The organism is Alicyclobacillus acidoterrestris, assembly GCF_022674245.1.
Classification (GTDB): Bacteria; Bacillota; Bacilli; order Alicyclobacillales; family Alicyclobacillaceae; genus Alicyclobacillus; species Alicyclobacillus acidoterrestris.
In genome coordinates this window covers 3060589-3085534 of record NZ_CP080467.1, presented here as the reverse complement: position 1 = coordinate 3085534, position 24946 = coordinate 3060589, and the positions used below count along the sequence as shown (strand labels likewise).

Genomic DNA, 24946 nt, shown 5'->3' with positions numbered 1-24946 from the left:
CCTCGCCGTATTGTGCGTGTAGAAATGGGGGAGTAGAGGGACATTAATTCATGTAACACTAACCACAAACGTCTATTTTGACTGTTTAATACGGACTTGTGTGGCGTGATGCGATAAATGCGATGTGTGTTAGGGATGATTCGGATAGGCGAGTACATACGGACACTCCCTTAAAATAAATGCTCGATTATGTCATTCAACATATAAGCATCGAATGACCATAAACTGTGCGAATGTTGAAGTACCGATGCCAATTCGATCAATTGTATATCATTGGCATGTTTCGCAAAATCAATGAGTTGTTGCTTGTTGTCTGTATCAAATTGCGTTCCACCTATCACGACTACCATATTAGTCATCCCTTCACAAATATCATCCATGCAGCACCAATACCAGAAGCAATCCATAATCTAGGTGCCCAGACTTTGCTTCCGAACATCTTCAGAAATCCTCCAATAACCAACGTTGCCACAACGATATATGGCATCTGTTCGGTTAATTCGTGCACAAGCTCTCGCAAAAGCCCATTGACGCCATCGCCTATTGCATTGCCAATTGAACTGAACCATCCAGACACAACTTTGTGTGACCAGTCACCACCACCATAGAGCACACTCGGTTCCATGACTTGGTGTAAGTTGATGTATCGTTCGGGATTAATCCATTCGCCATGTGGGTCCATAATTCCGAGATGAAGGTGGGGTCCAGTGCTATGTCCACTATCCCCACTACGCGCGATGATTTCTTGTACATATACATGGTCGCCTGGTTTGACATACACTTTGTCGAGATGCCCAAGTACAGCCGTGTACCCATCATTAAATTTGAGCCAAATTGCATTGCCGAATCCAGCATTGTCGTGTGTAACTTTGTCGACTACGCCACCCTCAAACGCCCGTATTGGTGTATCCATTGCGACACCAAAATCAATTCCTTGATGTAGGTGATCGGAGTGCGCTGCGTCATGTTCATGCCATCCACTCGTAATGCGCCAAGTTGTCATGACGCCCCACGCCCACGCATCAATTTCACTTTCTGGCTCGTATCACAAATGAATTCATATGCACCCGTTACGCATTCGGTGGCGCCGATAGTTGCTAACAATGGTATCCAACCACCCATCATCCAAACAGGAATACTCGCAACCGTTGCAGCCATATATAGCGCCAAATCCGCTTTCGTTTCCGTCTTAGCAAAAAATATCATCGCAATTCCTCCTTAGAACTTTAGTAACCAACGTATGATTTGGGGAGCATGTATTATCACCTCCAGTCCAATCGCCATGTCGAGTAGTCGTTTGATAGCCAACGAACGATTGCCGAACATCCATAAGAACCCTGTGATGACTGCAATCGAAATAGCAGTCCAATCTGCGGCTTTAATCACTTCAGGCCAGATATCATCAAAATCGAAATCATGGTTTCGACTACTCGCTGGAATCCCATCATCAAAAGAAGATGATCGTAAATTGGCGACGTTTGTTGAGTTATTAAAAAAGTCATTCCACTTTATCGTCTCCGCACGCATATCAATGACCTCCAGTTAGGGCATTTAATATTTCGGTCAACATCTCGTGGTGAGTCTGAGCCAATTTAATCAACTCGTGAATAGCCGCCGTACTTTGACCTTTTAGATTCGCCGCTTCAGCCTTAATTTGAGCCATTTCAGCTGCGTGTTCATTATTGATACGTGCGAGTGCCTTTGCTTTACGTGTCTCCATCGCACCTTTAACGATGATGCCCATAAGTCCCATTTTATTGACCTCCAATCGCAGTTAAAAACATATCGATTACGTCTTGTATATTGAGTTGTGTCGGCAAGTCCGATGGATTGACTTTGGCTAACCATTGCATTGCTTTAATCCACAGCACGCAACTTCACCTCTTTAGAGTATTGAACCAATGGGCATACATGTTGCGGTTGCTTACGACGTTGCAATACGGCATATCCAACGCCCCAAATTGCGATAGGATAGGTGGCTGACAATATTGCGCATACACTTGCAGCACCAACAAATGTTGTAAAAACAATTACACCTTTAATTTTAGGCGACATCGAATATTCACCTCTTTCTGCGGACACACTACCCTCAACAAATAAACCAATTGGAGTGATCAATATGTTCGCGGAACCTTTGTACCTTTTCATCGGCGGCGCAATTGGAGCTGTGCTAAACGTGTTGGCCGGAGTGTGGCATTTTTAATGGGATATATCATTGGAACCATTACGCTATTGGGTATAACAATTTGGACTGCACACGATTGGGTGCATTTGGCACATGTACTGCACCCGTAATTAAATTAATCCATCCAGTATATCGTCGTCTGATATGGGGACATTATCCATGACGGATGATTTGATAGTGGGTGCAGGCGGTGTGGTTGCTTGCGCCCCATTTTGCATCATCAACCGAACACGTCTCACACACTCGCGTATACGACCAGCACGATTGGGCGCGGAATATATCCATTCTAAATCTGCGCGTTGTTCAGAATCGAGCACATTCCATCCGGTTGACATAGTGACAATTTCACACTTATCGCTGCGTCTGTAACTTTTTACTGAGTAACCGGCCAACTGTATAGTATGACTTTGCATTCGCGTACACTCCTTCTTCGATGGACACAACATCTTTCAATCCATATTCGCGTAACGCAACTGCTAGTATTTCGGCGGTACCGCCCATCGTGTACACTGGTCCATTGAATCCCCACATGTGTTTCATCAAATCGAACGCAATCAATCGCGCTAAATCGTGAAACTCCATTTCCTTATTTAACACTCCGTATGGCAACGTACCCGACCGCAAATCCATCCATTTTCCATTTTCCCACGTTACATAATTTGTTGTCGCGCCACCCAAGTCGATCCCATGTACTATGCCCGATTTAGACGGAAGTAGATACACACAACTCGCACACTCCGGCACCACATCCACTCGTTCAATTGTGATTTGTTTGACACGACCATCAACTTCAATAGCGTGTTGCCCCCAACATCAACCGTTTCATCCGTTCCTTTTCATCCGGTACATGGTTGGTAATAGGGTGACCGATGACTAAGTGTACCGGTTCCTCATGCGCAGCCAATCGCGATATCGCAACTAATCCCAATATGCGTGTATCGTCGATAGCCTTCGTCGCCATAAAGTTGCGGCGTCCGTCCCGTGACTCGTTCGCTATGTTTCCGACGTAATACCGTTTGCCGATATGTTCAACCTCCATATCATCTGGCGTGCGCTGATATTCTAGTTTGAGTGGGCGATATGTCCCTATGATGGCTGGAAACATCGCACATTTATCGTCGGTGTACGCTTTGACACTGTGACGCCCGACATCCAATCCGATTACCTTCAATGCGATTTCCTCCTTCGTGATTACCTAGTTCATACCTATACAGAGGACAAAATCGCAATACATTGTCCTTGTGTGATGCGCAAAATTATTTTTGCGCGGACATCCAATAAAGGTGCGTACAAGTTTCGCGTCGAAATAAGCCCTTATGGATACGATAACTCCACTTAAACGAATGTTAATGGAACGCGGATTGAAGAATAGATGGCTGGCCACGCAGATAGGGATGGATGAATCCAGCTTGAGTCTCATCGTTAATGGCAAACGCAAACCAACAATCGATACCGCCATACGCATCGCACGCGCACTCGACACAACGGTCGAAGATTTATGGTATTGGACGATAAGTAACGGCGGAGATACAGATTCGTAATCAACCAGTTAACAACGGGGAGAAGGATAAACAAAAACCCACCTAGATACGTTGTCCAGGTGGGTGTATACACTATTGCCACATCGCCGGTCGGCACAAGTGCTCGACACAGCGTATGCGAGAGGGTGGGTGAATGTTGCATGTACACGATTGTACAGATGAAATTTTATAAGCAAAATGTTTCAAGTATAATCAAATATCCATACGCATCGTCCTTCGGTGGTGCTTTTTATGCTTGTTTACCGGTTTAAGCAATTTATCTTCAGGCCACCCTTTGCGAGTTCTATAAAAAAGCACATTAGTCGGTATCCCAGTAATTTCTGACCATTCCCCTATAGACTTAGTTTCAGAGTTAATGGTCAAATAAATGGTTTTTCTCTTATTCCAATGTTGTTCTTTACGAGTTATCCATCTACAGTTACTTGGTTCGTAGTTACCGTTCACGTCTATTCTGTCGAGCGTTAAATTATCGGCATACCCATTGTTGAGCGCCCAATCAACGAACGAATCTATGTTCTCCATCCAATCGTTACATACGCGTATTCCTCTTCCACCATAGTCGGCAAAATCTTTGTCGTTTGGGTTTAAACAACGCCTCTTAGCCATATACAAAATGTTTACAAGTCGCTCCCTTCTCTTGTCTAAATACATATTACATTCCTCCGAAAAAAGCATCTGTCCATGGTTCAACCTCAACCACACATTCACGCAACCGTTCGGCCAGTTCAGTGATTTCGTGTTGTGCACCTCGACCTTTTCGACGTTTGCTATAAAAATCGAGCAAAGCGCGTAGATTAGCAGTCATCGTCAAGTTTGTTGCGGTTGCGTTGGGCAATATTGCGCGTGCATCTTCTGATGGAATGCCGTAATGCCGTAACATATCGTACACTTGCTGCAACCTTTTCATTGTTTCAACGAATATGTCGAGAGCCGCAGAATTGTTGATGGTTTCCGGCACAACATAATCGAATCCACCTGACTTATCACCGCTACCCAATTTCACGTACCGTTGCGACTGTACACTGAAACTAAATCCGACACGATGACGCGTAAGTTGGGCGAGTAGGGCACGTGATACACCTTCTACGGCAAATGTGAAGGTAATATGCTCCATGGTGGAAGTGTGTTTAGATGCAACAATTTGACGAAATAGCCGATCTGCATCCGTACCCGTACCACCATCAGTTGCTTGTTTGCCGAAATATTTATCACCTTCAACCTCTACAATTTCAGATGGTTTGAGTGGGGAATAGCATGTACGAATAGCTGATAATGCAACCGCCTGTCCATGTGTTGCATCAATTGGTGGTGCAACATATGCATCGAATGGTTCGTCACACATAAACAATTTATCCCGCATTTGTTCAGTCAATTGCGTATGTGCTAATAGCGTAACCGACATCGTTGTTTCAGCCATTATCCAATCATCTCCATCAACTTGTCATAACATGCTTTAATCACACGGGCATCATACAGTGCGTTGTGTTTGCGTCCATAATCATCTACACCAGCAAACTCTTCGCGACTAATATCGGGATCAACACCAGCAACTTTAAACAGCGTGCAAATGTCAAACGGTATGTAATAAACATTGGATGGTATGTTGAACGCATGTCCGAATATATCGTTGAATAACACCCAATCGTACGACAGACAATCTGACCACATCTCGACAGCATCAAATTGGGATAGCCATTCCTGTAGCCAATAATTGAGTGCTGATTTACTACCATGTATATTCCAATGTTCACCTTGGTCATCTAGCTGTAGTGATTGATTGGTGAGTGTTAAATTCGCAATCACATTTTTGCGCAGCCAATCGTCCACTTGTGACTCATCGTAATCGGTTAATTCCGCATAAAATGAACGCCCGTCTTCAGCAACCAATCCGATGCTAATTAACGTTGTGTTCTTACGCAGCCCAGTGAACTCTGTATCGAAAAACACCTTCATCGTTCATCCTCCTCACGGTAACCCGTATTGCCAGGTGTATTCGGATGAACATCCGTCACACCCGTCCACCAATCATCACATGTAACCGTTGGGCCAAACCATCGATCTCCTGGATAAACAGGTGCAGTCGGCGGATACAGTGGTAATGTAGGTTGCGTCGGCAATGGCTTCCCACAGTGCGGACAGTAATTATACAATTTATATCACCTCACTTATTTGTGTTCCGTCGAATATCCATCAACAAAGTGACTATCCAAGCGCACATAATCGCGAATAGCACGTATATAATGTTGTTCGATGAAATCCACATTGCTAATCCCCATGCCGCTGGCAAAATCATATCGGTTAACACACTTAACAACTTCATTTACCACATCAACCCCAATCCATATGTCCAAAATTCCACCTTAATCAATCTAAGCCCAAATGTAATCCCGAACGCTATGTAAACATCACGGTCAACGAATACGCGCAAACGTCCATATGTACGATTGAACAGTGTGCGATACATATCCTCATTCCTCTCGTTTGCGGAATGGTTCGATGAATAGCCAATTGATAAATTTGTACGCACCGATGATTATTACTACAACAGCAACCAACATTATCATCGCTTCAACGGTAATAGATAGCCAGTTATAGTTTGATAATAACCATGCAAGTCCGAATATCGCCGTTGTAAATGCCGATGCAATTATGGCTATCACGCACGCGTCCTTTAACCGTTCTAGAAATTCATTCACTCGCATCACCAACCAATTCTTCAATCCAATTTATCCATTGGTCATCCTCAACGTGAAATATGTTGTCCCATCGTTCTACGTCAGCTATGTAATATACGAGTTGTCCAAATTGCAAATCAGGGTGCATATGCCACAAATGGTTTAACGCGTCGGTGATACGATTGATGCGTGATAGGTCAGATTTCATATGTACATCTCCTCTCAACTAATGCCGATATATCGACGATGTGCTTTGCTCATATAATCCTTACTCATCTCACGTGCCCATTCACGTATATGTGGTGGTACACGTGCATCGATTTCAATCAGCGTTCCATATGTACGCTCAAACTCATCTCGTGTGGCTATGCCGTGTACAGTACGAATATGATTTAGTGATATGAAATCGCCAGCATATCCACATGCAGGACAACGTTGTAGAGTAGGGCGTACGAATTGATTAGTCATGCAAGTCACCACCATTCGGTTTATAAATGTCAACTGGTTTGCCGCATTTCCGTGCAATATCAATCGTATGTTTAGTTCCCTTGCTTTTACCGTCCCAAAATGCAACAACCTTGTCTGCGTAGTTCACAATATCTACATTTCTTCGATACCCAGCCGATTTTCCGTATTTATCCCAATCGGCGTGGAATACCTTGACTGTCATCCCGCGTTGACGCGCAAACGTTTCAGCGTATGAATCAACTCCTCGTGCGCCACCTGATACAACAACGTCTTCAATGGGGAGTGAATTAATGTACCAAAAAATATCATCTTGGTTAGGATAGTTTCGCGAACCGACAATGGCGATATTCATTCAACCACACCATCCCATCGTTCAAATTGTGTGATGCCATCGTTGTGTGCTTGTTGGGAACGTAATTGATTGACCATCATTTGCTCATATCCACGCACTGCTAACTTTGCAAACTCGACGTATCGACCAGTCCATTCATTGCGCTTATCCCATCCAGTATGCGTCCTATATACCAACTTCCATTTTAGGAATCGAGAATTACGCTTGACGTAGACACGTGCGACAAGGTTGTAGAGTCTGGCGGTAACATACTTGTCTTCCAGGTCTACGTAATACTCACCAACAATGGTGGTAACAGGATACTTGGATAACTTAACGGGTTCCATTATTATCACCGTCGCTTCCTTGGTTATAATTTGTGCGATTTTCGGATCAATGCGCAATCTATACACACACCGTTATGTACGATGGTTTTTTCGCCACATTTGCAACATGCAGTAGTTGATGTCTGTTCGCCACCGTCCACATCACCATCAAGTCTGACCAATTGCAATGCCCATTCGTCGGCGGAGTAGATGGTGTATTCATAATCATACTCACTCCACAATTTAACTATTTCATCAAATGAATCCCACTCAGATCTAAGCGTGCCATCGCGTAAGAATAACAAGCCTTTTGTGCCGCGTTTTGTCGATATGCACATAATTGGCTCGCCAGTAAACCATACAATTACATCACCAGCACGGAGCGTGCGATTCAGCGATTGGTTAGGTGTGATTAGTTGCATTGATTATTCATCCCCTTTGCGGTATAGGCTTCGGCATATGATAGGAAGATGTCATATGATCCATATATGCGTTCGCCAATTACATATACCAGTATGTCGTCGTCGGGAATATTGGCTACGCGGTCAATTATGACTTCGACAACTTCGCCAGAATCAATGGTATAAACTTTGTCACCAATTTCAAACATTATTCACGGCCTCCATATAATCTATTGAGGTAACATCAATTGATATATGTACCACGTTGGATTGTGCAATTCTTGATAAATATTGATTCCGTTGATTATCAACACCACAGCGCCAGCAAACGCAAATAACAATAACACGCCATGGTATACTTGGCGACAATCGAATCAATGATGGAGATATTCATGTGATTACTCATTAGTCAATTCAGATTCCAGATATGCTATGGTGCTTTCGATATTATCCAAATTATCCATTGCCTGTTTCAAATCGCGACGCAATAGTTCAGCACGTGTACGATAAATCATTTCAGAGGTCACATAATATTCTCCATCATCAGTAGAAATCCCATATTCGTAATATCTATTGAATTTATCAATCAGATTCTTTACGGTGACAGTTCCGTACAATTTAATTTCATAGTCGTCGTCCAAACGGAACACAAACCATACTGTTTCGCCTAATTGTGGTTTATACAAGTGGGCACCTCCTATGTGATACAATACCATAATTATACTGATAACCATCCGATCACAGTGAACGCAACAGCCACAGCCAACCAAATCAATATGCCGAGGATAGTGGTCCCTCCTTTAACAACTGTACATAATACCCGTAATCTCCATCATGTGTAGTGGAGTATGTACATGCGTCCAGACGGATATGGTCGGTTGAAACAAACCGCTTGAAATAATCCAACTTACGCAGCGACGCATCTGATAACTCGGCATAACACTGCGCAAAGTAATCACGGCAATTGTGTGCGCGTACATATGCGTAAATTTCGCGACCGAACCAATGTCGATTAAGCACGTATTCAATCCACACTAGCCCTTGGTACACGGAACGTGGAGTGGATTTGTTTGCGCCGTAATCGTGAACAATACAGTGATAACCGAGTGCAAGGGACATGAGGAAATTATAGTCCAGTTCGCGAATAATATAGTCCCATCGATGTTGTTCGCAAGCTGTCGACTGGATACGGATAAACGCATAGTCGGAGTTGAGCGATGGGATAGCTTCGATCCCATTGGTGAGATTGATAAAGTGCTTATCCAGTTCAATCACCCCCTTTCAACTTTATATCAATTATATCATATAAATCACATATACGGTTGAATGTATGTAGTATTTTCATTAGCCAATGATTGATATGTATTAGTCTCTTCAAGCATATGTACCAGTTCTCGTCCAATGGCCTCAATCACAGGAACAGTTACCGCATTTCCTGCTAACTTATACAATTGTGTATCGCTAATGCCATCCGACTTCAATTTATAATAGTAGTCATCAGGGAACCCTTGTAGACGAAAACATTCAAGTGGTGTCAGTTTACGGATGCGATATGTAGGCTTAATAACCAACCATTGTTCAACCGTTTGTGTCGATGTCAATGTATTCGCCACCTCATCATCTCTTTCAACCAATTCTTTACCACGACGAGGAGAAAAGTCACGTCCATATTTTTCACGATACTCACGCCGAATTTGTTTTGCTTCATCGGTACGACGTTCGGTTAATGCGCGCACCTCAATTACTGCGTTCTGCATCTGATTTCGATTCAGACCACGCCAATCCGATGCGTTAAGTGTGTGTGCCACATCAAGTTCTTTACCGATGCCAGTTTGCCGACTATATTCGACGACCGCTGTTCGTGCGCCATGATTATCGATACCCTTATGATAGTTGGCGTCAACACATGTCGATAACCCATCCATACGTTCGCGTAATTCACCATGATCTTGAACTACAATCTTCGGCTCCCGATTACCACCGCCCATCGTGGTTAATGTGAGGGAAATGCCTAGGGATGAATAGACTCGACGCGTACAATCTGCACCTTTGACATCAAGCATACCAACCATTTGCATATCACTTTGTTGATAATATGTATCGTTCAACTGCTCTAACAACTTCGCTGCTTTCTCATCGCTTATGTAATATTTCTCGTCAACGTTATCTTCGAGTATATCGAGTAGGCGAGTGGTTACAATGTTGTTAGTGGGATATGGGAAGTTGAACGTTCGTAACCCCATATCAGCCAATTTACGTTTAGCCTTAGTTACGACATCATTACCAGGTGGAATATCCCACGGCACATGTTCATCAGTTCGTTTGCCAATGATAAAAATACGTTCGCGATTCTGTGGCACACCGAAGTATTTGCTATTCAACACGGCGAAATCCACAGCATACCCGATGTCGTTGAGCACGAACAACATAGTCTCCAACGTTTTACCTTTATCATGTGAGATTAAACCTTTCACATTTTCCATGAACACGAATGACGGTTGCTTGACTGATGCGATACGCGCTGCTTCGAAAAACAGTGTACCACGTGCATCATCAAATCCAAGACGCTTACCGGCGACGGAGAATGATTGACAGGGAAAACCTCCCACAAGTATGTCGTGGTCAGGTACGAGTGATGCATCAATTTGTGTGACATCACCAGCCGTTTCGTGACCATACAACAACTTATACGCACGATTAGCATACTTGTCGATTTCCGATGCAAGCACACATTCGCCACCGAGACGATTAAGTGCTGTCTCGAAACCGCCGATGCCACTGAACAGTGACACATATTTAAACTTGGGCAATACTATAACACCTCCTATGTGTTTATATCAATTGTATGATATAAAGTTGGGTGCGTCAATAGTATAAAGCGAGGTTTCCGAAAAAATATTATAATAAAAATTTGGACGGTGAATAATCAACCGAGGTTGGTGATGAGAGGCGCGTATAAGTTTGACGTGCTTTAGTATGCTAAAGCGATGTTTTCCAAAATACATATTATCGAGCTTTTAGGCTTGTCTGCGAAATTTAAACGAAATAACAATTATTACCAGAAGTTTGACCCCCACTACACTAAATGTGAGTAACTATAACGAACGTATGTTCTGTTGGACACACTTTTTGTCGCACTTATATAGGAAGAAACTCGTCATTTTTCGCATCGAGACCCCTGAATATGTCCACTTTTGTACGGCTTTTCTACTTCGTTAAAATACGATACAGCGAAGTTGGTGCCATTTCTCACTTTTTACTTGACAAATGTACGCACGTATGCTGCCTTGTATGTGTACGATGCCGGTGTGGTTGACTATTACACATTGCTATCCCATTGCGGTGTGGTGCGAGGTTTTGACGAAACGAGGGCTGGCGCGCGCGGGAGCTAGACTTTTTTCACCTTTTACACACTCATCATCACACTATGATTTACGCCACATACACTATACACAGGGTGAATGAGGCCATAGAGGGGGATACCTTGACGCCTGGTAAGCGTGAGGATTCGTGGCGGGGTAGGGGGTGATATACGCAACAAAAAAACCACTGGCTATTGTACCAGCGGTATTGATTAAAAATCAGTCACCCATGTGTATTTCTTCTTGAGTGAATTTCATCAACAATTCGCCAGCCTGTTACTCCAACGCTCTAATCATGCGTATTGCCATTTGTTCGACTGTCAATTTTGTATCGTCACGGTCGAATAATTCGAGATACTCGATTTTCAGGTTTTCTGCGTTCATCTCGTACGGATACGCCGAATTAAGTTTCAATAGTGCGCGTTCGATTAATTGTTGTTCCATCGTTCATCGCCTCCATTTGTTGTTACCATTGTATCAATTATATCAGCATCTGTCAACATTTTATATCATACAAAAGGCCACCAGCCGTAGCCGGTGACCGTATAGGTATCGTCTTATTGTATCTGTGGCAATTTAGCCATGCCACACAGTGTATCCATATCCACTCGTTCCAACGCTGCATCCATCGTCATGTTCCGTTTAGCCAGCCACTTGTTTAACTCGCCCGTAATATCGTCGTTACTCATATACTCTACCTGCATCGCCTCTAGTTGTTCCCATACTTTACTGTACCGTGTGATATCACCAGCTGCATAATATACGCCATTTCCTACACTTTCGCCTTCCCATACGATATCGCCAGGTAGTGGACGTTGCGCACATACAACTGTATAGGCGTCTTTTGCCACACCTTCGGGACGGCTGCTCTCGTGTGCTCGAACTGTCTCCATCGATGTTACTTGTTCGATTACATCTTCTTCAAACGGTACGATCATATCGTGGAAATCGAAGTCAACCATGTCGCAGTATGCCATTGCCTCTTCGTATGTCTCGAATGCTCGGTTGCCAACTGTGTATTTCATCATGTTTATCATCCTCCGTGTCTGTTGCTCTTTCTGTGTTCATTATATCAATTCAACTATACAGTATCAATGGTTTATACAATATAAAACACGGCAAATAGGCCATCGATTTTACCCGATGACCGTTGTATCATCATATACGCGTTGTACATTACATCACAGCCACAATTGTCTTAAATCCGCGTTCGATAGCAGCCACAACAGCCTCATCACGTGTATCGCGTACCGTATCAGCATATGCGCCGTTGCTATCAAAGAAGGATACCTGCCATACACCAATTGTTTTACTGCAACGGTGTACGATAGCCATACGTCCTTTTGCATCAACTAATTGAAGCGACTCAGCATCGGAAGGTAACGCGGCCACGAACAACTTAATTGCGTCTGTCTCGTACATAAATTTTTTCCCATCCGAGGTGTACATTTCACTTTCGTCGAGTAGAAACATGAAGCAGTCGCCATATTCGGCGATCATTTGTTGTTCATGTGTTAACTCTTCGAGTGTCATATACATTCGCGTCGCCTCCGTGTTTTGCTTTCTGATAATACTATATCACATATACAATCACATACGCAACAACAAATGTATATAAATGATATACACAACAAAACCACCTACCGAAGCAGGTGGCTGTTATATCGTTTTTATCGTTCTAGCGTCAAACCATTATATGTGATTTCTATGAACAATGTTTTTACATATTCTTTAGCCATTTGGCCGATTGTCATAGCGTCCAACATCGGGAATTTTTCAGCCATAAGCGGTGCGATTTTGTTTGTCATATCTTGAGCTAATTCGGTGATGTTACCACCTGCTTGAATGTACTGTGCTAACGTTTCCTTGTTGATCTTCATCTTCCATCAACCTCCGCTTGTGTTGTTCTTCATGTATTTATTATATCATCTATATCATCGAGTATGCAATATCGAATTTAAATAAATGATATACACAACAAAAACCACCTATCACTATGATAGGTGGCGGATTACCGTGTATTATCGATGCGGATCAGAATGTGTACACCAATTCGCCTTGTATTTGCTGTAAAACCGGCTGATACGATTCATACATCAATTGCTCATTAACACCTGTGTCTACCCAACCTTTGTAAATTTTCAACTCGCTATCCTTGTCATATGTGTGCTTAAATCCACTGCGTTTTCCTTTCGGTTTGTGGATGACAATAACACGATCATGTTCCTCTGTAACGCTAATAATATTCGTTTTCATTTCGTACATAATACCCACCGAGTTGAACGCTACAATTGTGTATTTACCTGTCATCCCTCATCGCTCCTCGTTCCTTTTGATACGATTATATCATCTATACCATGTACGTCAAGCGGTTTACATGATATAATTTAATCAAAGAGGAGGTATGCATATGACAACTATACGCGTAGTTGACGCTTTGCCAGGTGCAGGTAAGACATCGGCAGCCATCAACATGATCAACGAAGATATGGATGAATTCGGTGATAGTGCCAACAATTATGTGTACATAACGCCGTATCTTGATGAAGTTGATCGCATCAAACAATCTACCCACCGTAAATTTTACTCGCCAACGTTCCAAACTGTAAAAGGTGAGACATTCACCAAATTCGACTCATTTCATGCTCTATTGGCAGACGGTAAGTGTATCGCATCAACACACGCACTGTTTCAGCGCGCGAATGACGAAACAAGGGAACTGATTCAGAATGGAAATTACGTTCTGATATTAGATGAAGTTATGGATGTAATTGAACAGTTGGAGGTGAAAAAGAACGACATCGATTTATTATTCGAAAACGGTCTAATCAGTGTTGATGATGATGGATTTATCACTTGGAATAAAGACAAAATGAACTACGAAACGCGTTACGATGACATACGCGATATGGCACTTAATCACACATTGATTTACTACCGTGACACTATACTGGTATGGGCATTCCCAGCAGACATATTCCGTGCCTTCAAACAAGTATACATATTGACATACCGATTCAGTGGACAAATTCAAGCATATTATTATGACTTGTTCAATGTTTCTTATGAAATGTGGCACGCCGAAATAGTCAATGGTCGTTATTCATTCGTTCCTGGCCCCGCCGATGAGTCACATACGCGTGCGAAGCTACAACAATTAATCAACATATATGATGGTAAATTGAACGATATAGGCGACGCAGATTACAGCTTATCGAGCACGTGGTATGATAAACGCAGCGCACTAGTAATCCGTCAACTTAAAAATAACATCAGCAACTACCTGCGCAATATTGTTAAATCCAAATCATCCGATGCCATGTGGACAACATTTATCAAGCATCGTAATAAGTTAAAAGGGGAAGGATTTGCCCGTGCGTTTGTTCCATGTACAGCACGTGCTACAAATGACTATCGAGATCGTTCAAATGTCGTATATGCTGTAAATCGCTACGTTAACCCAATTGTATATGGCTTCTTCCATGACAAGGGTATAACGGTTGACCAGGATGAATATTTTTTGGCGGAAATGATACAGTGGTTATTCCGTTCAGCAATACGCGACGGCAAGCCGATTAATTTATACATACCATCGAAACGCGCTCGCACATTGTTGGTGAATTGGTTATCAGATCATACCCGATAAAATTGCGTAAAAATGGCTCAACCACGCGGTTTATAGGGTGTTACCCTTAAAGAGAGACTATATTATATAAAAGTGTTGATCCGCGTTGATACAATTGATATAATACAAACGGGAGGCGGTAACAATGGAACGTACAGTAATCGACGCTATCAATGCTTATCCATGTCACGCACAGGAAGCACTCGCTAATGTTTATCGCAGCAAAGTGTTTGTTGTATCAATGGCAAATGGTGCAATCGTTAAATTTGCCAAGACTCGTCGTGGTGCAGAAGGGTACGTAAAACGTCACAGCACAGCATACTATGACGAGTACACGCAATCCATGGTTTCGACCAGTTACGATATCACCGAAGTGGCTGCCAGTGAAATTGTTGATCCGACCACATCAATCAGCGTATGGTATAACTGGCTGAAGGATGTAAATGGTCACGATTACATGTACAACAATGTACTAGCGACAGCGAAACACATAGGTGTAAGCGAAGCAGTTATGGCATATGTGGCCAACACAATCAACGAAATGAAACGTGGCGAATGGTTGACCGTTATCGACGCATACGAATCCGCATTGGTTGTTGAGAAGCCATCTCTAGACGTTGCCGAAGTAACCGCACCAACACACGACGTTACATATACGCCAGTATCCAACGTCATCGACTTCACAGCACGAAAACGACAACGTGAACAGGACGCCGAGCACAACGCATATATCGACTATTTTATCAACGTCATCCTGCCGAAATTAGACTTTAACGACTTGCAACGGTTGATTGCATCTGATGGCGACATGGGCAACGAGTTGATGCGGATTATGTTGGCTAAGTCGCTGGAGGAGATGAGGAGGTGACGCATATGTCCACCGTACCACCGTTTGAAGAGTGTCAACGCCGTTTTGTATTGTATTGCATCGCGCATGGTTTACAGCCTGGTGACGAGTGGAAACCATATAAATACATGGCATGGATATGCAAAATGGAAAGAGAATATAAAATCTCACGTGGTATACAAGGTAGATGGACACCAATCGATGATCAAGATGATTTTACGCTGTATATCGAGCAACATGTCCGCCAAAATTGATTGTATGGAGTGAATAAGTCTGTGCGGAAATTGTATGTCATTTACAGGGAATATGGGAAAGTGTGGTTTTTAACTGAAAGCGAATCATGGCACGAGGAACTAGCATACGCAAAACTTTATGAAAATATCACCGAAGCTTTACAGGATAGTGGGGAAATCGAAGATAGTAGAGTAGGAGAAGTGACGATGACATTTCACTTAACCCCATCACCAATGCACATACACGTATAGATGTGTTGTCATGGGATATTGTATCAATTAAGGAGGTGCGGTAGATGCGACTGATAGTGAACGTACTATATGACAATGGCATAGAACGTGAATATGAAAATTTAGTAGACAAAGCATTTAGAGAAAATATACACGCTTCAATCACTATACACGACTCTCACCATTGTCGAGTGATAAACGTATCCAAGGTGTCCGACATCCACTTTTATAAAACGATATAGCTGCTACGGCATTTTATATCAACAATCATATTGACTTCGTTCGTTTTATATAATATAATCATATCAACAAATCACACCGATGACGCCGATTGGCTGAGGTAACAACGGGAGGTACATATTATACACACACATCCGGCTATCACAATGGTCGCACTGGTGCAATTGTGCACATCGATGGCCACGAGTACGCGTTTGAACGTGGTGAGTATACGCTGTCACCGGTGAATATGTCAAACAATGGAAAATAGATTACGGAAACGGGTATCACGGATACTTAAACGTGAAGGTGTTTGCGGAAAACTAATCTCGGCGGGAACATTTAGGCGTCATGATGATTATGGATATTGGTTTGTAATGGATGACGGCAAGCGTGGCGAAATCATGATTAGCGATAGATGTGCAATTGTATTTAATTAAGGAGGTGTCGTGCTGATGTATGGTAAAAATGTCACACTAAAATGTGATTCATTTACGATTACTGTTTTCGTTTTGTGCAGTCCTTATGACACTAATGAGGATGTGATTGAACGCGCAAAACTTATTGTGGAGAATAGAATACGAACGACGGAAGGAAGCGTGTTATGATTTCATTCATCGTCAACGCAGCCATTAACATTTACGCAGCTGTATACAACGCATTATCGTCGCTCCTATGGCCACTTAATTGGCGTATTTGGTGGGCAATTGCGGCTCACACACATCAACGTACTGATTTGGTCGAATCTGCATATAATATTGTGTTGTGGGAAATGTGCGCTATTGTCGTATTGATTGCATTGGCCGCATACATTGTGGTTCGACGGGTAAGGTGATTCAAATTAATGACGTGGCGGAATTTTATGTCGGTAAGGATAAAGTAGTCTTATGTGCCAATTGTCGCATGAAATTTTTCGGTAAGAAAAGTAAGTAGAATTCGAGTTTATGGAAAGGCGATGACGTGTGAAGAATAAGAAGTATTACAATGCAGGCGGTGCGTTAGGTGTTATAGGAGTAGAAACAGCACACACCGATGGTGACTATACATTTTTGCCAGACCATGTAATGTCTAATCCTTGGATACGAACAGAAGATTTATACGACACCTACGAAGAAGCAAAGAACAATCCAGTAGCAAGGTTCTCAGAATGAAATGCAAGTTCCATGCGAGGGGAAATGTAAATGAAAACATATATAGTTGAAATCCCATTAACGGGATATGTATCAGTAGAGGTTGAAGCAGAATCAGAACAAGAAGCGATTGATCGAGCGTTTGAAGAGGCACAATTAGAGCATATCGAAGAATGGGATCTACATCGTCAAATAGTTAGAGGAAATGTGTTTAGCGGTTTGCGAAATGAAATTCATGTTGAAGAAATTGATGATGACGACGAAGATTGAACGAAACGAGACTTTCGTAGGAGTGATGCCGTTGGTAACGATTATAGTACCAAAGACGGTTTCCTTTAGTGAATGTTATGAACCTACATTATATGAAAAATTAAAAAGGAGAAGGGAAGGCATTAAACAGATTGTCAAATATTTAAGAGAACGAAAAAGTTCTCATGGTGACGTGTCTTTTACGCAAACAAAAGAGGAATTAAAGGTCTCAATATACCATAATGAGACTTGTGAACAAGCAAAAGAAATCCGTTCGAATATTCTTAGAATCAAATTTAAATATTGGCAATTAAGGCAAAACTTCATATAGGAGTGATGGATATGGATGAGATAGATCTGAACAAAGTTGAAGGTTTAATTGAAGAGCTATATTCCAAGAATCATCATGACGCACAGCTTAGTTACGAGGATGCACAGCGTATTTTGAGTTCGGCTTCACAATTAGTTAAAAAAATTAAAGAACTAAGAGAAAAAATAAACAAAAACATAGGAGGTTAAATAATGAACGATAAAGAAAAGACGTTGTTGCTAGAATTGATTCTGAGAGACATTAGAGCGAATTGGGCATTTGACCTAGAAAAACGTGTGAACGTTGCGTTGAATTTAGCAACAGAGTTGAAGCTAGAAAAACACATTGAACTGATTGCTGATTTCCAACAGACGATGGGTTCCAACTGGTGCGATGGGCGTCATTTTAGAACAAGCGTTGAATACGGTGGCTATGAAGGCATGAGTTCTATGCATAACTTGGAGTACACCTACAATGACAAAAGTGAAGAATTTAAAGCTATGGCATATGAGTATATTACTTACCCTGAGTACGCATTTGAAGATTGGGAACAAATACAAAACACACTTTTATAAGAAGTGATGGGCATCATGAGAAAATATTGGAGGTAGATTAAATTGACAGAGGTTTATATGTCGCCAGAAACCTATTTAATTTATTTGCAGGAAGGTTGGTGGATTATTACAGCAAGTAAATACCCTTGTGGGGAAACTATTGTCCCCGTTGCAATAGATGATGAAAAACTTGAAGATGTTTCGTTTGGGCAAGATTTGGTGGCGGTATTTAAAGACTTGAAATACTATTCACCTTCAGCGTTCAAGGAATAAAACAAGATTTGATATGGGGTGACAGTATGGCTAAAAAGTCGAAGAATCACGACAATGCAGTTAAAAATGCTTATACTTTTCGAAAGCTATTAGAAGAAGAGAGGAACGCAGAATTAGCGTCCAAAGTTGAGGAAACGTACAAAGAACTATGGTGTGAGTGTCTTAATGAGAAAGCGCCTTGGACTTGAATAAAATCAAGAGTCTCATTGGAGGTTTGTAAAAAATGAATGCAAAACAGTTTTATGAACTAGTTCAATCTGGAACACGCCCAGTGATTGAAATTACGCAGGAATATGATGAGGGTGCAGACATTGGAATGCGTATGAGAGCATTATCGATCTCAATAGACGACCCCGAAAGTCAATACGCTTGCTACATTATAAAATGCGATTTAAAAGAATTTGAGAATTACAACGAACCATTTGAAAAGGCAAACTGGTATGACAAGAACGGACAACCAACGTTAAAATGGAGAGAAACGGGTTTTTATCCTCGAGATGGAATTACAGAGTTGTATCTTAATGTGAATGATGTTGATGATATTGAAAGTGCATTATTTAAAGTGGTTGAAGAAAATACAATTTACAACGAATATGTACAGAGTGAAAGCAAATTGCCGTATGTTGTGTGGTTAGAGGATAGAGTGAAGTTGTTACAATTTTGTTGTAGAGAATTGGAACATAAGCAATTAAAAACAAAGGTTCTTTAAGGAGGCTAACAAAATGATTAATCCGTCCGAATGTAGTAAGCATATTATACTATTGTGCAAGGGGCACCATAAATTCGAGGATAATTTAACTGCGGTCAAGCACTTTATTGCTGAATGGTGCGATTTAGAAGTTAGTCAAGTATGTAGTTCGACTGTATATGAACTTGTATTAGACGCGATGTGTGAAATTGTTGATAAACAAAAGATTAAGCATTTCATCAGAGATATTTTCAGGTTTCAAGAAAGTGTTCATTGCGAAGACGTAATTAGGCATATGATGGCTGTGATTGCAACTACGAAAGTTAAAGACGAACAGAAAATATTGATTAACCTGGATGTTGACGATAAAATTGTCCAGCGTATGTTGGAGAGAGCAATGAAATCACAGCAGACCCTCAGTTTAGAACCAACTGAAGGACAAAAACAATGGATGAGATTGATGAGTAAGTGAGTATTGATTCCCCTTCCGACAAGTGGTAAATTACGCTTGCAACTAATACTAAGGGTGATGATATGAGCAATCTTCAATCAGAAATAGAAGCATTGAAAGATGAGATAGCCGAACTCAAAAAGAGTGATAGACGTAAGAATAAAAGTATCATGGAGAGTACGGCTTTGGGTACAATCTTTGTCATCGTATTGGCGTTAATTATTGGTTGTGCTGGTGGATATGCCATTGGTAAAGACGTGAATCAACAACGCTCGGTCACTTTAAACTTGCAATGAGATATTTGCCTCCGGCCACCATCAACACAGGTGGCTATATTTGCGTCCACATTTTCGTCACAAATTTTATATTATAAACCGTCTTTGTATGATATATAATAAGAGTGTACAATACGAAACAAAGGGTGATTGATATGACATACGTCGAACGTTGGTATGCAACGCTAACTCCGCAGGCTAAACTAAAATTTGCAGCTTTGACCGCACTATACGGTCAGGAACGGATTGCCGATGCATTGTGCGACATCAATGACATTGATCAATTGTTCGATCTAATTGCACAACGTGTGTATGGAGCAAATTGATAATTTAACGTATGCGCAAAGTTTTTACATATCATAGTTGATTTATATAATATAGTGTAGTATAATGATCCGTGTTGAGGCGATGACGTACGATTCGTACAGAGTCACAACAAATAACTTGAAAGGTGGCAATGATCATGGAGCAGGTAACGAATCGTTTCAATGCACGCGAAGCATCCCGCGCTATGGGAGCCGCAAGTGTAGAAAAGGTTATGTGGGGACACGATGAAATTTCGCATGTCTGTTTTACAGGCGGTACACGAGCACGAATGGCCATGATACATCTACATAAACACGATGATGGAACAATGTATGGTATGTGTCCTGATTGCAAACGTTTTGTGTATGCAAATCCACGTAAGATGGTCGGTAAAGGGTATAAATCATTTGATACACGCACACAACAGCAGCCACAACGCCGATATGCGATGGCACAGTGAGGAGGATGTATTGTGACAATGGCACCAGAGGAATTTAAAAATAAAATGCAGGAAATCGCCGATATCATGGATGAAGAAATATCACATCCTCAAGCAGACGATTTGATGTGCGAAGTGTTGGATTCATTGGGATATGGAGAGGGTATAAGTATATTTGTGAAGATGCCGAAATGGTACAAATAAATAGTCGACACACCCGCATCAATGACGCACACACGGCACCTGGTTACGGGTGCTTTTTTATTTTCATCTTGAAAAGTGTATTGCATAATTATTTTGATAAATGTTATACTTAAATCAAGAAAGGAGAGGGTTCTGATGGTACAAAGCGCATTCGAACTTGGAAACGTAAAGTTGGAGGTGTTCGGGTTTGACACAAGGAATGAGGAAATAATCGATATCGCCAACATTGAAGAATTGGTGGAGAACGTGTTTGTGTCCGTCCGCGTAGATGGTGATTGGATTGATGCGGGTACACTGGATTGCTTCGACACGGACAACATGACATCGGATGAAGTTGTGGCACTCGAAAACTCTGACCTAGGCATACAGTCTTGGTTGGAATCCTTGATGAGTACAATCGAAGACTTGCGTAAAGAGCGTGATGAGCAGGAAGCACTACAGGAGTTGTATCAAGATGAGGCTGAAGAATCCTTTGACCGTGAGGACGCCCGTATTCATGCGCTAAATACCTACAAGACAATCTCGTGGGAGTTATTAGCCCAACGACACTATCCCAAGTGTCAAAACATTGAGGTTTTAGTGGATATCATGCAAGATAACTATCTCGACGGTGGTATCCTTTATCGAGACGGCATATCGGCAGACAACATTTACGCTGCGGTTGTCGCTCATTATCGACACAACCACACAGATTACGATGATGAGTTCATTTTGCGGGAGGATCGTCCCGATATACGCCGTGAATTTAATTCGGTAGTCCGTAACGAAGTACGTCAATTTTTGGGGATGGAAGCATGAGTAATCAGCATGGAGGTAAACGTCCAGGGGCAGGAAGGCCAGCCACAGGTAGAAAGCCAACAAGGTCAATACGAATGACGGATAAAGAGTATGAACTTGTCAAGAAATTTTTGGCTGAATTGCGGTCAAATAATGATACAGTAATTTCGATCAGTCTTTCTGACGAAGAAAATGAACAATTATGTGCAAGTGCAGAACGTCTTGGTGAAACAGTTGATGAACGAGCTAAAATGATCATATCAGCCTATCTGTCGGGGATCAGGAAGAAAAAAAACACGGCGTCGTTTCCCAGAAGGCAGCAAACTAAGAAGGCTACGGAATAACGCTAATTTGTCACTTTCAGATGTGGCTCAAAAAATCGGAATACTGGGAAGTTCTCTTGGCGATATCGAGCTTGGCAAAAAGAGACCATCTGTACAGACGCTAAAAAAGTTATGCGAATTTTACGGTGTTAGTATGGAAGAAATCATGGATAACTAGTTGCATAATTCCCGTTATCCTATAAGATATACCTTGCGATGGTGCCATTCCGTTCACTCCTGCTGGTTAGTGGGAGTTTTTACGTCCTCTACGCGACAATCCAGATATGCACACAACCGGTCGCATCAACCCCATCCAATATCGGACGGGGCTTTGCTGTGCTTTCGATTGCGTTGGAGTGGTCGTTTTCAATGACGATGTACGGAAGTTATGCGAAATTGTAGGCGGATCAAATGTCATTTGAATTGAGCGCGTCATCCTCGTACCATTCAACGTGGTCTGGATTATTGCGGTCGAGTAATATTGTACCGTCGTCCTCGCGTTCAGTTGGCCATATATCCGTATACTTCAACTTGCTAATACCGCGCGTAAGTGTGGTTTGTTCATTCCACTCGCGTATGTCCTCCGGCGTCATATTCACCAATTTAGATTTGCGTCGTTTACGATTAATATCCATCTCCGTTCACCTCCAAATATCTCACATACGCGTCACGTTGCCGTATATCCTTCGCGTTGGGTCTCGTTGCACCGTGTACGTTTGCCATTGGCGTGTCATTTAGCATTACCTCTTTGCTTATCTATCCTGGGCACACGATTACTCAATATCTGCCGCAGCCTATCAGTTTTCTCTTGTGTAGATGGTTGACGCATTTCCTTGGCTATCTTGCGTGCTTGTTTGCCTGTTACAACAATAGGACGTGTGCGGAAAGGGATATTGTTGTTATTCATTGCTCACCTCATTCACACTAACAGTGATTACACCCTTATATTTCACATCAACGTATTCGCCGCGCTTAAAAGTTGTATACTGCGTCTCGTCAATGTCATATGTGTTGCCGTCATCCAATGTTAATGTGTATGTAGGCGGATTCCACACTACGGTTGATGTTTTTCCACTCGATACGTATGAATAAGAGCCAGGTATCATATCCATTGATTTAATGGTGCCAACATCATCTCTAACTGGCTGGAAGAATGACCAAACCCATGCTCCAATATATACGACAACTAATAAAATGGTAGCACCTATTATTGCCCAAATTAGAGTGTCAAGTATTTTGGAAAAATAATCACGAAATGAATATTTCCTATTGTATCGTATCATCAGTATACATCCCACACTTTCATGCGCTCAATATCGCCATCCTTTGGCAACTCAACCATACTCAGTTTGCCACGGAACACGCAGCCAGTGTCGACATATAGTTGATCGTGTACTAGTATCACGCCATCCACTGGTGTATGCCCGTGTACGTTAACCTTGTCAACACCAACAGGGAGTTCGTGGCGACCCCATAGCAAATCATCACGTGTTTGTTCTGACACGGGTGTATTTGGCGCCATGTGCGCGTGCGTGAATATGTAATGGTCGGTTTCGTGATATAGTGGCAATGTTTTAAACCACGCGACATACCTGTCCAACTCGTACATATACCCTTCAAACGCGTCCAATGTCGACCATCCGCCGTTCTGAACCCACAATTGCATGTCTAAGTATCCATCGAGTTGATTACGTGGTGATAGGGCATTGATACACATGTCCTCGTGATTACCAGGGAGACAAATGGCACCATCCTTCTTTAGTTGTACGACACGCTGCAAGACATCGCGCACACGTGGCCCACGGTCAATGTAATCGCCAAGGAGAACCAATTGGTCGCAATCTGGATTGTAATTTGATTCGAGCAATATGGCGTCAAATTGGTCATAACATCCGTGTATATCCGATAGAGCGAGTAGTCGTCCCATTTATTCATCTCCTTTTGAATGTTTGATCGTCCCATCCCATTCATTAAATTTGCGCTTAGAAAAGTTGATTAAATTGTCATGATATATATGCTCAGATAATTGTTCCTCGTAATCTAATACAGCATCAATCGCCACTTTCTTGTAATCTATCTGATGTTCTTCCATACCATCGAAATACTTAACATATGCCGGACGAGAAAATCGACTATTGCTGGTATGTACTTCAACGCCCAATGAACGGTAAGTAAATGTGTCGCCACAATATGAATTTTTACGCTTGATGTATCCAACAACAACTTTATATGTACCGTTGGGAGTGGTCACTGGATATTTAGACAAACTGTGTTTATTCCGCATTAATATCATCGCCATCCTTTGACACACCGTATTCAACTTCAGGAAGGCCATTTGCAATAGCATATCGCGCATCGTTCCTAGATACTTTCACCGTGTTATAATCCCACCACACGCCGTAGTCGGGGTCGTTGCATCGTGTACACACGTCTAGCGGCACATTGCGTACGGTAACAACTTTCTTGCCGATACGGATTAATTCGTCACGATATTGTGTTTCGCAATCTCCGCCACACATACAC

Annotated in this window: 47 protein-coding genes; 19 read left to right on the top strand and 28 right to left on the bottom strand. The window is 42.1% G+C overall.

Features of this window, described 5'->3' with window-relative positions; translation table 11 throughout:
- Positions 1-355 precede the first annotated feature (355 nt).
- Genes K1I37_RS15215 through K1I37_RS15200 form a run of 4 tightly spaced genes read right to left on the bottom strand, consistent with a single transcriptional unit; the run spans position 356 to position 1753 of the window.
- On the bottom strand, positions 356-1003 hold the full coding sequence (locus tag K1I37_RS15215) for a M23 family metallopeptidase (RefSeq protein WP_021296090.1): 648 nt from the start codon (positions 1001-1003) through the stop codon (positions 356-358).
- Entirely contained in the window at positions 1000-1206 is a 207-nt protein-coding gene (locus K1I37_RS15210; protein ID WP_021296091.1) for a hypothetical protein, read from the bottom strand. Before K1I37_RS15210 ends, K1I37_RS15215 begins: the two co-directional genes overlap by 4 nt.
- A gap of 12 nt (positions 1207-1218) precedes the next feature.
- Entirely contained in the window at positions 1219-1527 is a 309-nt protein-coding gene (locus K1I37_RS15205; RefSeq protein WP_021296092.1) for a hypothetical protein, read from the bottom strand.
- 1 nt (position 1528) lies between these two features.
- Complete coding sequence (locus K1I37_RS15200; RefSeq protein WP_021296093.1) at positions 1529-1753, bottom strand: hypothetical protein; 225 nt, start codon at positions 1751-1753, stop codon at positions 1529-1531.
- A 222-nt stretch (positions 1754-1975) separates the two neighbouring features.
- On the opposite strand from K1I37_RS15200, the gene K1I37_RS15195 reads away from it, so the two are divergent.
- Entirely contained in the window at positions 1976-2203 is a 228-nt protein-coding gene (locus K1I37_RS15195; RefSeq protein ID WP_152498768.1) for a hypothetical protein, read from the top strand.
- Positions 2204-2536: 333 nt separating this feature from the next.
- Here the strand turns inward: K1I37_RS15195 and K1I37_RS15190 are convergent, their stop codons facing one another.
- Both K1I37_RS15190 and K1I37_RS15185 read right to left on the bottom strand, forming a co-directional pair.
- Positions 2537-2929, bottom strand: a complete 393-nt coding sequence (locus K1I37_RS15190) for a ParM/StbA family protein (RefSeq protein WP_021296095.1) — start codon at positions 2927-2929, stop codon at positions 2537-2539.
- A gap of 46 nt (positions 2930-2975) precedes the next feature.
- Positions 2976-3356: a ParM/StbA family protein gene (locus tag K1I37_RS15185; protein ID WP_021296096.1), complete on the bottom strand. Its 381-nt coding sequence runs from the start codon at positions 3354-3356 to the stop codon at positions 2976-2978.
- Between the two features lie 145 nt (positions 3357-3501).
- On the opposite strand from K1I37_RS15185, the gene K1I37_RS15180 reads away from it, so the two are divergent.
- On the top strand, positions 3502-3726 hold the full coding sequence (locus K1I37_RS15180) for a helix-turn-helix transcriptional regulator (protein WP_040441187.1): 225 nt from the start codon (positions 3502-3504) through the stop codon (positions 3724-3726).
- Positions 3727-3918: 192 nt separating this feature from the next.
- On the opposite strand, the gene K1I37_RS15175 is transcribed toward K1I37_RS15180, so the two are convergent.
- The 18 genes from K1I37_RS15175 to K1I37_RS15095 form a co-directional block, all read right to left on the bottom strand.
- Positions 3919-4377 carry a hypothetical protein gene (locus tag K1I37_RS15175; protein ID WP_021296097.1) on the bottom strand — a complete coding sequence of 153 codons (459 nt, stop codon included), beginning with the start codon at positions 4375-4377 and terminating at the stop codon, positions 3919-3921.
- Between the two features lies 1 nt (position 4378).
- Positions 4379-5143: an FAD-dependent thymidylate synthase gene (gene thyX, locus K1I37_RS15170; RefSeq protein ID WP_021296098.1), complete on the bottom strand. Its 765-nt coding sequence runs from the start codon at positions 5141-5143 to the stop codon at positions 4379-4381.
- Positions 5143-5679: a 3'-5' exoribonuclease domain-containing protein gene (locus K1I37_RS15165; RefSeq protein WP_021296099.1), complete on the bottom strand. Its 537-nt coding sequence runs from the start codon at positions 5677-5679 to the stop codon at positions 5143-5145. The genes thyX and K1I37_RS15165 overlap by 1 nt, the downstream gene beginning before the upstream one ends.
- Positions 5676-5876 (bottom strand): hypothetical protein, encoded by a 201-nt coding sequence (locus K1I37_RS15160; RefSeq protein ID WP_236613862.1) that lies wholly within the window; start codon positions 5874-5876, stop codon positions 5676-5678. Before K1I37_RS15160 ends, K1I37_RS15165 begins: the two co-directional genes overlap by 4 nt.
- Before the next feature lie 538 nt (positions 5877-6414).
- Positions 6415-6609 (bottom strand): hypothetical protein, encoded by a 195-nt coding sequence (locus K1I37_RS15155; protein ID WP_021296102.1) that lies wholly within the window; start codon positions 6607-6609, stop codon positions 6415-6417.
- A 14-nt stretch (positions 6610-6623) separates the two neighbouring features.
- The gene (locus tag K1I37_RS21965) at positions 6624-6869 is read right to left on the bottom strand and encodes a DUF4442 domain-containing protein (RefSeq protein ID WP_161624345.1); all 246 of its coding nucleotides are present in this window, start codon (positions 6867-6869) and stop codon (positions 6624-6626) included.
- The gene (locus K1I37_RS15150) at positions 6862-7221 is read right to left on the bottom strand and encodes an SLOG family protein (protein ID WP_021296103.1); all 360 of its coding nucleotides are present in this window, start codon (positions 7219-7221) and stop codon (positions 6862-6864) included. Before K1I37_RS15150 ends, K1I37_RS21965 begins: the two co-directional genes overlap by 8 nt.
- Positions 7218-7547, bottom strand: coding sequence for a hypothetical protein (locus tag K1I37_RS15145; RefSeq protein WP_021296104.1), 330 nt, complete (start codon positions 7545-7547; stop codon positions 7218-7220). Before K1I37_RS15145 ends, K1I37_RS15150 begins: the two co-directional genes overlap by 4 nt.
- Positions 7548-7570: 23 nt before the next feature.
- Complete coding sequence (locus tag K1I37_RS15140; protein ID WP_021296105.1) at positions 7571-7948, bottom strand: hypothetical protein; 378 nt, start codon at positions 7946-7948, stop codon at positions 7571-7573.
- Positions 7939-8136, bottom strand: a complete 198-nt coding sequence (locus tag K1I37_RS15135) for a hypothetical protein (protein ID WP_021296106.1) — start codon at positions 8134-8136, stop codon at positions 7939-7941. Before K1I37_RS15135 ends, K1I37_RS15140 begins: the two co-directional genes overlap by 10 nt.
- A 189-nt stretch (positions 8137-8325) precedes the next feature.
- Positions 8326-8613, bottom strand: coding sequence for a hypothetical protein (locus K1I37_RS15130; protein ID WP_021296107.1), 288 nt, complete (start codon positions 8611-8613; stop codon positions 8326-8328).
- 85 nt (positions 8614-8698) lie between these two features.
- On the bottom strand, positions 8699-9202 hold the full coding sequence (locus K1I37_RS15125) for a hypothetical protein (protein WP_021296108.1): 504 nt from the start codon (positions 9200-9202) through the stop codon (positions 8699-8701).
- A 35-nt stretch (positions 9203-9237) separates the two neighbouring features.
- Entirely contained in the window at positions 9238-10737 is a 1500-nt protein-coding gene (gene dcm / locus K1I37_RS15120; protein ID WP_021296109.1) for a DNA (cytosine-5-)-methyltransferase, read from the bottom strand.
- Positions 10738-11565: 828 nt separating this feature from the next.
- Positions 11566-11733, bottom strand: a complete 168-nt coding sequence (locus K1I37_RS15115) for a hypothetical protein (protein ID WP_021296110.1) — start codon at positions 11731-11733, stop codon at positions 11566-11568.
- 113 nt (positions 11734-11846) lie between these two features.
- Positions 11847-12317 carry a hypothetical protein gene (locus K1I37_RS15110; protein ID WP_021296111.1) on the bottom strand — a complete coding sequence of 157 codons (471 nt, stop codon included), beginning with the start codon at positions 12315-12317 and terminating at the stop codon, positions 11847-11849.
- A gap of 148 nt (positions 12318-12465) precedes the next feature.
- A complete protein-coding gene (locus K1I37_RS15105) occupies positions 12466-12828 on the bottom strand; it encodes a hypothetical protein (protein ID WP_021296112.1) in 363 nt (120 codons plus the stop codon).
- Positions 12829-12959: 131 nt separating this feature from the next.
- Positions 12960-13169, bottom strand: coding sequence for a hypothetical protein (locus K1I37_RS15100; RefSeq protein WP_021296113.1), 210 nt, complete (start codon positions 13167-13169; stop codon positions 12960-12962).
- 154 nt (positions 13170-13323) lie between these two features.
- Positions 13324-13599, bottom strand: a complete 276-nt coding sequence (locus K1I37_RS15095; protein ID WP_021296114.1) for a hypothetical protein — start codon at positions 13597-13599, stop codon at positions 13324-13326.
- Between the two features lie 100 nt (positions 13600-13699).
- On the opposite strand from K1I37_RS15095, the gene K1I37_RS15090 reads away from it, so the two are divergent.
- The 17 genes from K1I37_RS15090 (at position 13700) to K1I37_RS21960 (ending at position 22601) form a co-directional block, all read left to right on the top strand.
- Complete coding sequence (locus K1I37_RS15090) at positions 13700-14935, top strand: hypothetical protein (protein ID WP_021296115.1); 1236 nt, start codon at positions 13700-13702, stop codon at positions 14933-14935.
- A 124-nt stretch (positions 14936-15059) separates the two neighbouring features.
- Entirely contained in the window at positions 15060-15782 is a 723-nt protein-coding gene (locus K1I37_RS15085) for a hypothetical protein (RefSeq protein WP_021296116.1), read from the top strand.
- Positions 15783-15787: 5 nt separating this feature from the next.
- Positions 15788-16015, top strand: a complete 228-nt coding sequence (locus tag K1I37_RS15080) for a hypothetical protein (protein WP_021296117.1) — start codon at positions 15788-15790, stop codon at positions 16013-16015.
- A gap of 1391 nt (positions 16016-17406) precedes the next feature.
- Complete coding sequence (locus K1I37_RS15075; RefSeq protein ID WP_152498771.1) at positions 17407-17595, top strand: hypothetical protein; 189 nt, start codon at positions 17407-17409, stop codon at positions 17593-17595.
- A 30-nt stretch (positions 17596-17625) separates the two neighbouring features.
- Complete coding sequence (locus tag K1I37_RS15070; protein ID WP_021296122.1) at positions 17626-17844, top strand: hypothetical protein; 219 nt, start codon at positions 17626-17628, stop codon at positions 17842-17844.
- 321 nt (positions 17845-18165) lie between these two features.
- Positions 18166-18342: a hypothetical protein gene (locus K1I37_RS15065; RefSeq protein ID WP_021296124.1), complete on the top strand. Its 177-nt coding sequence runs from the start codon at positions 18166-18168 to the stop codon at positions 18340-18342.
- A gap of 3 nt (positions 18343-18345) precedes the next feature.
- Positions 18346-18708, top strand: coding sequence for a hypothetical protein (locus K1I37_RS15060; protein ID WP_021296125.1), 363 nt, complete (start codon positions 18346-18348; stop codon positions 18706-18708).
- A gap of 42 nt (positions 18709-18750) precedes the next feature.
- A complete protein-coding gene (locus K1I37_RS15055) occupies positions 18751-18960 on the top strand; it encodes a hypothetical protein (protein WP_021296126.1) in 210 nt (69 codons plus the stop codon).
- A 223-nt stretch (positions 18961-19183) separates the two neighbouring features.
- On the top strand, positions 19184-19669 hold the full coding sequence (locus K1I37_RS15050; RefSeq protein WP_021296128.1) for a hypothetical protein: 486 nt from the start codon (positions 19184-19186) through the stop codon (positions 19667-19669).
- 13 nt (positions 19670-19682) lie between these two features.
- On the top strand, positions 19683-20120 hold the full coding sequence (locus K1I37_RS15045) for a hypothetical protein (protein WP_021296129.1): 438 nt from the start codon (positions 19683-19685) through the stop codon (positions 20118-20120).
- A gap of 62 nt (positions 20121-20182) precedes the next feature.
- Complete coding sequence (locus K1I37_RS15040; RefSeq protein ID WP_021296130.1) at positions 20183-20395, top strand: hypothetical protein; 213 nt, start codon at positions 20183-20185, stop codon at positions 20393-20395.
- A gap of 134 nt (positions 20396-20529) precedes the next feature.
- Positions 20530-20700 carry a hypothetical protein gene (locus tag K1I37_RS15035; RefSeq protein ID WP_021296131.1) on the top strand — a complete coding sequence of 57 codons (171 nt, stop codon included), beginning with the start codon at positions 20530-20532 and terminating at the stop codon, positions 20698-20700.
- Positions 20701-20837: 137 nt separating this feature from the next.
- Positions 20838-21140: a hypothetical protein gene (locus tag K1I37_RS15030; RefSeq protein WP_021296132.1), complete on the top strand. Its 303-nt coding sequence runs from the start codon at positions 20838-20840 to the stop codon at positions 21138-21140.
- A 12-nt stretch (positions 21141-21152) separates the two neighbouring features.
- Complete coding sequence (locus tag K1I37_RS15025; protein ID WP_021296133.1) at positions 21153-21323, top strand: hypothetical protein; 171 nt, start codon at positions 21153-21155, stop codon at positions 21321-21323.
- 135 nt (positions 21324-21458) lie between these two features.
- Entirely contained in the window at positions 21459-22121 is a 663-nt protein-coding gene (locus K1I37_RS15020; protein WP_021296134.1) for a DUF2293 domain-containing protein, read from the top strand.
- Positions 22118-22444 (top strand): hypothetical protein, encoded by a 327-nt coding sequence (locus tag K1I37_RS15015; RefSeq protein ID WP_021296135.1) that lies wholly within the window; start codon positions 22118-22120, stop codon positions 22442-22444. The genes K1I37_RS15020 and K1I37_RS15015 overlap by 4 nt, the downstream gene beginning before the upstream one ends.
- A gap of 22 nt (positions 22445-22466) precedes the next feature.
- Positions 22467-22601, top strand: coding sequence for a helix-turn-helix domain-containing protein (locus tag K1I37_RS21960; RefSeq protein WP_407653229.1), 135 nt, complete (start codon positions 22467-22469; stop codon positions 22599-22601).
- 229 nt (positions 22602-22830) lie between these two features.
- Here K1I37_RS21960 and K1I37_RS15010 read toward each other — a convergent pair whose 3' ends face one another.
- The 4 genes from K1I37_RS15010 to K1I37_RS14995 all read right to left on the bottom strand — a co-directional run bounded on the left by K1I37_RS15010 (position 22831) and on the right by K1I37_RS14995 (position 24722).
- Positions 22831-23058, bottom strand: coding sequence for a hypothetical protein (locus tag K1I37_RS15010; RefSeq protein ID WP_021296136.1), 228 nt, complete (start codon positions 23056-23058; stop codon positions 22831-22833).
- A 95-nt stretch (positions 23059-23153) separates the two neighbouring features.
- Positions 23154-23330, bottom strand: coding sequence for a hypothetical protein (locus K1I37_RS15005; protein ID WP_021296137.1), 177 nt, complete (start codon positions 23328-23330; stop codon positions 23154-23156).
- Between the two features lie 375 nt (positions 23331-23705).
- On the bottom strand, positions 23706-24350 hold the full coding sequence (locus tag K1I37_RS15000) for a metallophosphoesterase family protein (protein WP_021296139.1): 645 nt from the start codon (positions 24348-24350) through the stop codon (positions 23706-23708).
- On the bottom strand, positions 24351-24722 hold the full coding sequence (locus tag K1I37_RS14995) for a hypothetical protein (protein WP_152498772.1): 372 nt from the start codon (positions 24720-24722) through the stop codon (positions 24351-24353).
- Between the last annotated feature and the right edge of the window lie 224 nt (positions 24723-24946).

Excerpts from the sequence above, each read along its gene's own strand:
- K1I37_RS15015 (WP_021296135.1), top strand. The coding sequence starts at position 22,118 with ATGAGTAATCAGCATGGAGGTAAACGTCCAGGGGCAGGAAGGCCAGCC.
- K1I37_RS15105 (WP_021296112.1), bottom strand. The coding sequence starts at position 12,828 with ATGTATATGACACTCGAAGAGTTAACACATGAACAACAAATGATCGCC.
- K1I37_RS15140 (WP_021296105.1), bottom strand. The coding sequence starts at position 7,948 with ATGCAACTAATCACACCTAACCAATCGCTGAATCGCACGCTCCGTGCT.
- K1I37_RS15065 (WP_021296124.1), top strand. The coding sequence starts at position 18,166 with ATGGATGAGATAGATCTGAACAAAGTTGAAGGTTTAATTGAAGAGCTA.
- K1I37_RS21965 (WP_161624345.1), bottom strand. The coding sequence starts at position 6,869 with ATGACTAATCAATTCGTACGCCCTACTCTACAACGTTGTCCTGCATGT.
- K1I37_RS15005 (WP_021296137.1), bottom strand. The coding sequence starts at position 23,330 with ATGAATAACAACAATATCCCTTTCCGCACACGTCCTATTGTTGTAACA.
- thyX (WP_021296098.1), bottom strand. The coding sequence starts at position 5,143 with ATGGCTGAAACAACGATGTCGGTTACGCTATTAGCACATACGCAATTG.
- K1I37_RS15205 (WP_021296092.1), bottom strand. The coding sequence starts at position 1,527 with ATGCGTGCGGAGACGATAAAGTGGAATGACTTTTTTAATAACTCAACA.
- K1I37_RS15035 (WP_021296131.1), top strand. The coding sequence starts at position 20,530 with ATGACATACGTCGAACGTTGGTATGCAACGCTAACTCCGCAGGCTAAA.
- K1I37_RS15180 (WP_040441187.1), top strand. The coding sequence starts at position 3,502 with ATGGATACGATAACTCCACTTAAACGAATGTTAATGGAACGCGGATTG.
- K1I37_RS15045 (WP_021296129.1), top strand. The coding sequence starts at position 19,683 with ATGATTAATCCGTCCGAATGTAGTAAGCATATTATACTATTGTGCAAG.
- K1I37_RS15215 (WP_021296090.1), bottom strand. The coding sequence starts at position 1,003 with ATGACAACTTGGCGCATTACGAGTGGATGGCATGAACATGACGCAGCG.
- K1I37_RS15150 (WP_021296103.1), bottom strand. The coding sequence starts at position 7,221 with ATGAATATCGCCATTGTCGGTTCGCGAAACTATCCTAACCAAGATGAT.
- K1I37_RS15030 (WP_021296132.1), top strand. The coding sequence starts at position 20,838 with ATGGAGCAGGTAACGAATCGTTTCAATGCACGCGAAGCATCCCGCGCT.
- K1I37_RS15060 (WP_021296125.1), top strand. The coding sequence starts at position 18,346 with ATGAACGATAAAGAAAAGACGTTGTTGCTAGAATTGATTCTGAGAGAC.
- K1I37_RS15200 (WP_021296093.1), bottom strand. The coding sequence starts at position 1,753 with ATGGGACTTATGGGCATCATCGTTAAAGGTGCGATGGAGACACGTAAA.
- K1I37_RS15000 (WP_021296139.1), bottom strand. The coding sequence starts at position 24,350 with ATGGGACGACTACTCGCTCTATCGGATATACACGGATGTTATGACCAA.
- K1I37_RS15100 (WP_021296113.1), bottom strand. The coding sequence starts at position 13,169 with ATGAAGATCAACAAGGAAACGTTAGCACAGTACATTCAAGCAGGTGGT.
- K1I37_RS15080 (WP_021296117.1), top strand. The coding sequence starts at position 15,788 with ATGTCCACCGTACCACCGTTTGAAGAGTGTCAACGCCGTTTTGTATTG.
- K1I37_RS15050 (WP_021296128.1), top strand. The coding sequence starts at position 19,184 with ATGAATGCAAAACAGTTTTATGAACTAGTTCAATCTGGAACACGCCCA.
- K1I37_RS15020 (WP_021296134.1), top strand. The coding sequence starts at position 21,459 with ATGGTACAAAGCGCATTCGAACTTGGAAACGTAAAGTTGGAGGTGTTC.
- K1I37_RS15135 (WP_021296106.1), bottom strand. The coding sequence starts at position 8,136 with ATGTTTGAAATTGGTGACAAAGTTTATACCATTGATTCTGGCGAAGTT.
- K1I37_RS15175 (WP_021296097.1), bottom strand. The coding sequence starts at position 4,377 with ATGTATTTAGACAAGAGAAGGGAGCGACTTGTAAACATTTTGTATATG.
- K1I37_RS15165 (WP_021296099.1), bottom strand. The coding sequence starts at position 5,679 with ATGAAGGTGTTTTTCGATACAGAGTTCACTGGGCTGCGTAAGAACACA.
- K1I37_RS15110 (WP_021296111.1), bottom strand. The coding sequence starts at position 12,317 with ATGATGAAATACACAGTTGGCAACCGAGCATTCGAGACATACGAAGAG.
- K1I37_RS15085 (WP_021296116.1), top strand. The coding sequence starts at position 15,060 with ATGGAACGTACAGTAATCGACGCTATCAATGCTTATCCATGTCACGCA.
- K1I37_RS15115 (WP_021296110.1), bottom strand. The coding sequence starts at position 11,733 with ATGGAACAACAATTAATCGAACGCGCACTATTGAAACTTAATTCGGCG.
- K1I37_RS15090 (WP_021296115.1), top strand. The coding sequence starts at position 13,700 with ATGACAACTATACGCGTAGTTGACGCTTTGCCAGGTGCAGGTAAGACA.
- K1I37_RS15010 (WP_021296136.1), bottom strand. The coding sequence starts at position 23,058 with ATGGATATTAATCGTAAACGACGCAAATCTAAATTGGTGAATATGACG.
- K1I37_RS15095 (WP_021296114.1), bottom strand. The coding sequence starts at position 13,599 with ATGACAGGTAAATACACAATTGTAGCGTTCAACTCGGTGGGTATTATG.
- K1I37_RS14995 (WP_152498772.1), bottom strand. The coding sequence starts at position 24,722 with ATGGCGATGATATTAATGCGGAATAAACACAGTTTGTCTAAATATCCA.
- K1I37_RS15155 (WP_021296102.1), bottom strand. The coding sequence starts at position 6,609 with ATGAAATCTGACCTATCACGCATCAATCGTATCACCGACGCGTTAAAC.
- K1I37_RS15145 (WP_021296104.1), bottom strand. The coding sequence starts at position 7,547 with ATGGAACCCGTTAAGTTATCCAAGTATCCTGTTACCACCATTGTTGGT.
- K1I37_RS15040 (WP_021296130.1), top strand. The coding sequence starts at position 20,183 with ATGAGCAATCTTCAATCAGAAATAGAAGCATTGAAAGATGAGATAGCC.
- K1I37_RS15070 (WP_021296122.1), top strand. The coding sequence starts at position 17,626 with ATGAAAACATATATAGTTGAAATCCCATTAACGGGATATGTATCAGTA.
- K1I37_RS15210 (WP_021296091.1), bottom strand. The coding sequence starts at position 1,206 with ATGATATTTTTTGCTAAGACGGAAACGAAAGCGGATTTGGCGCTATAT.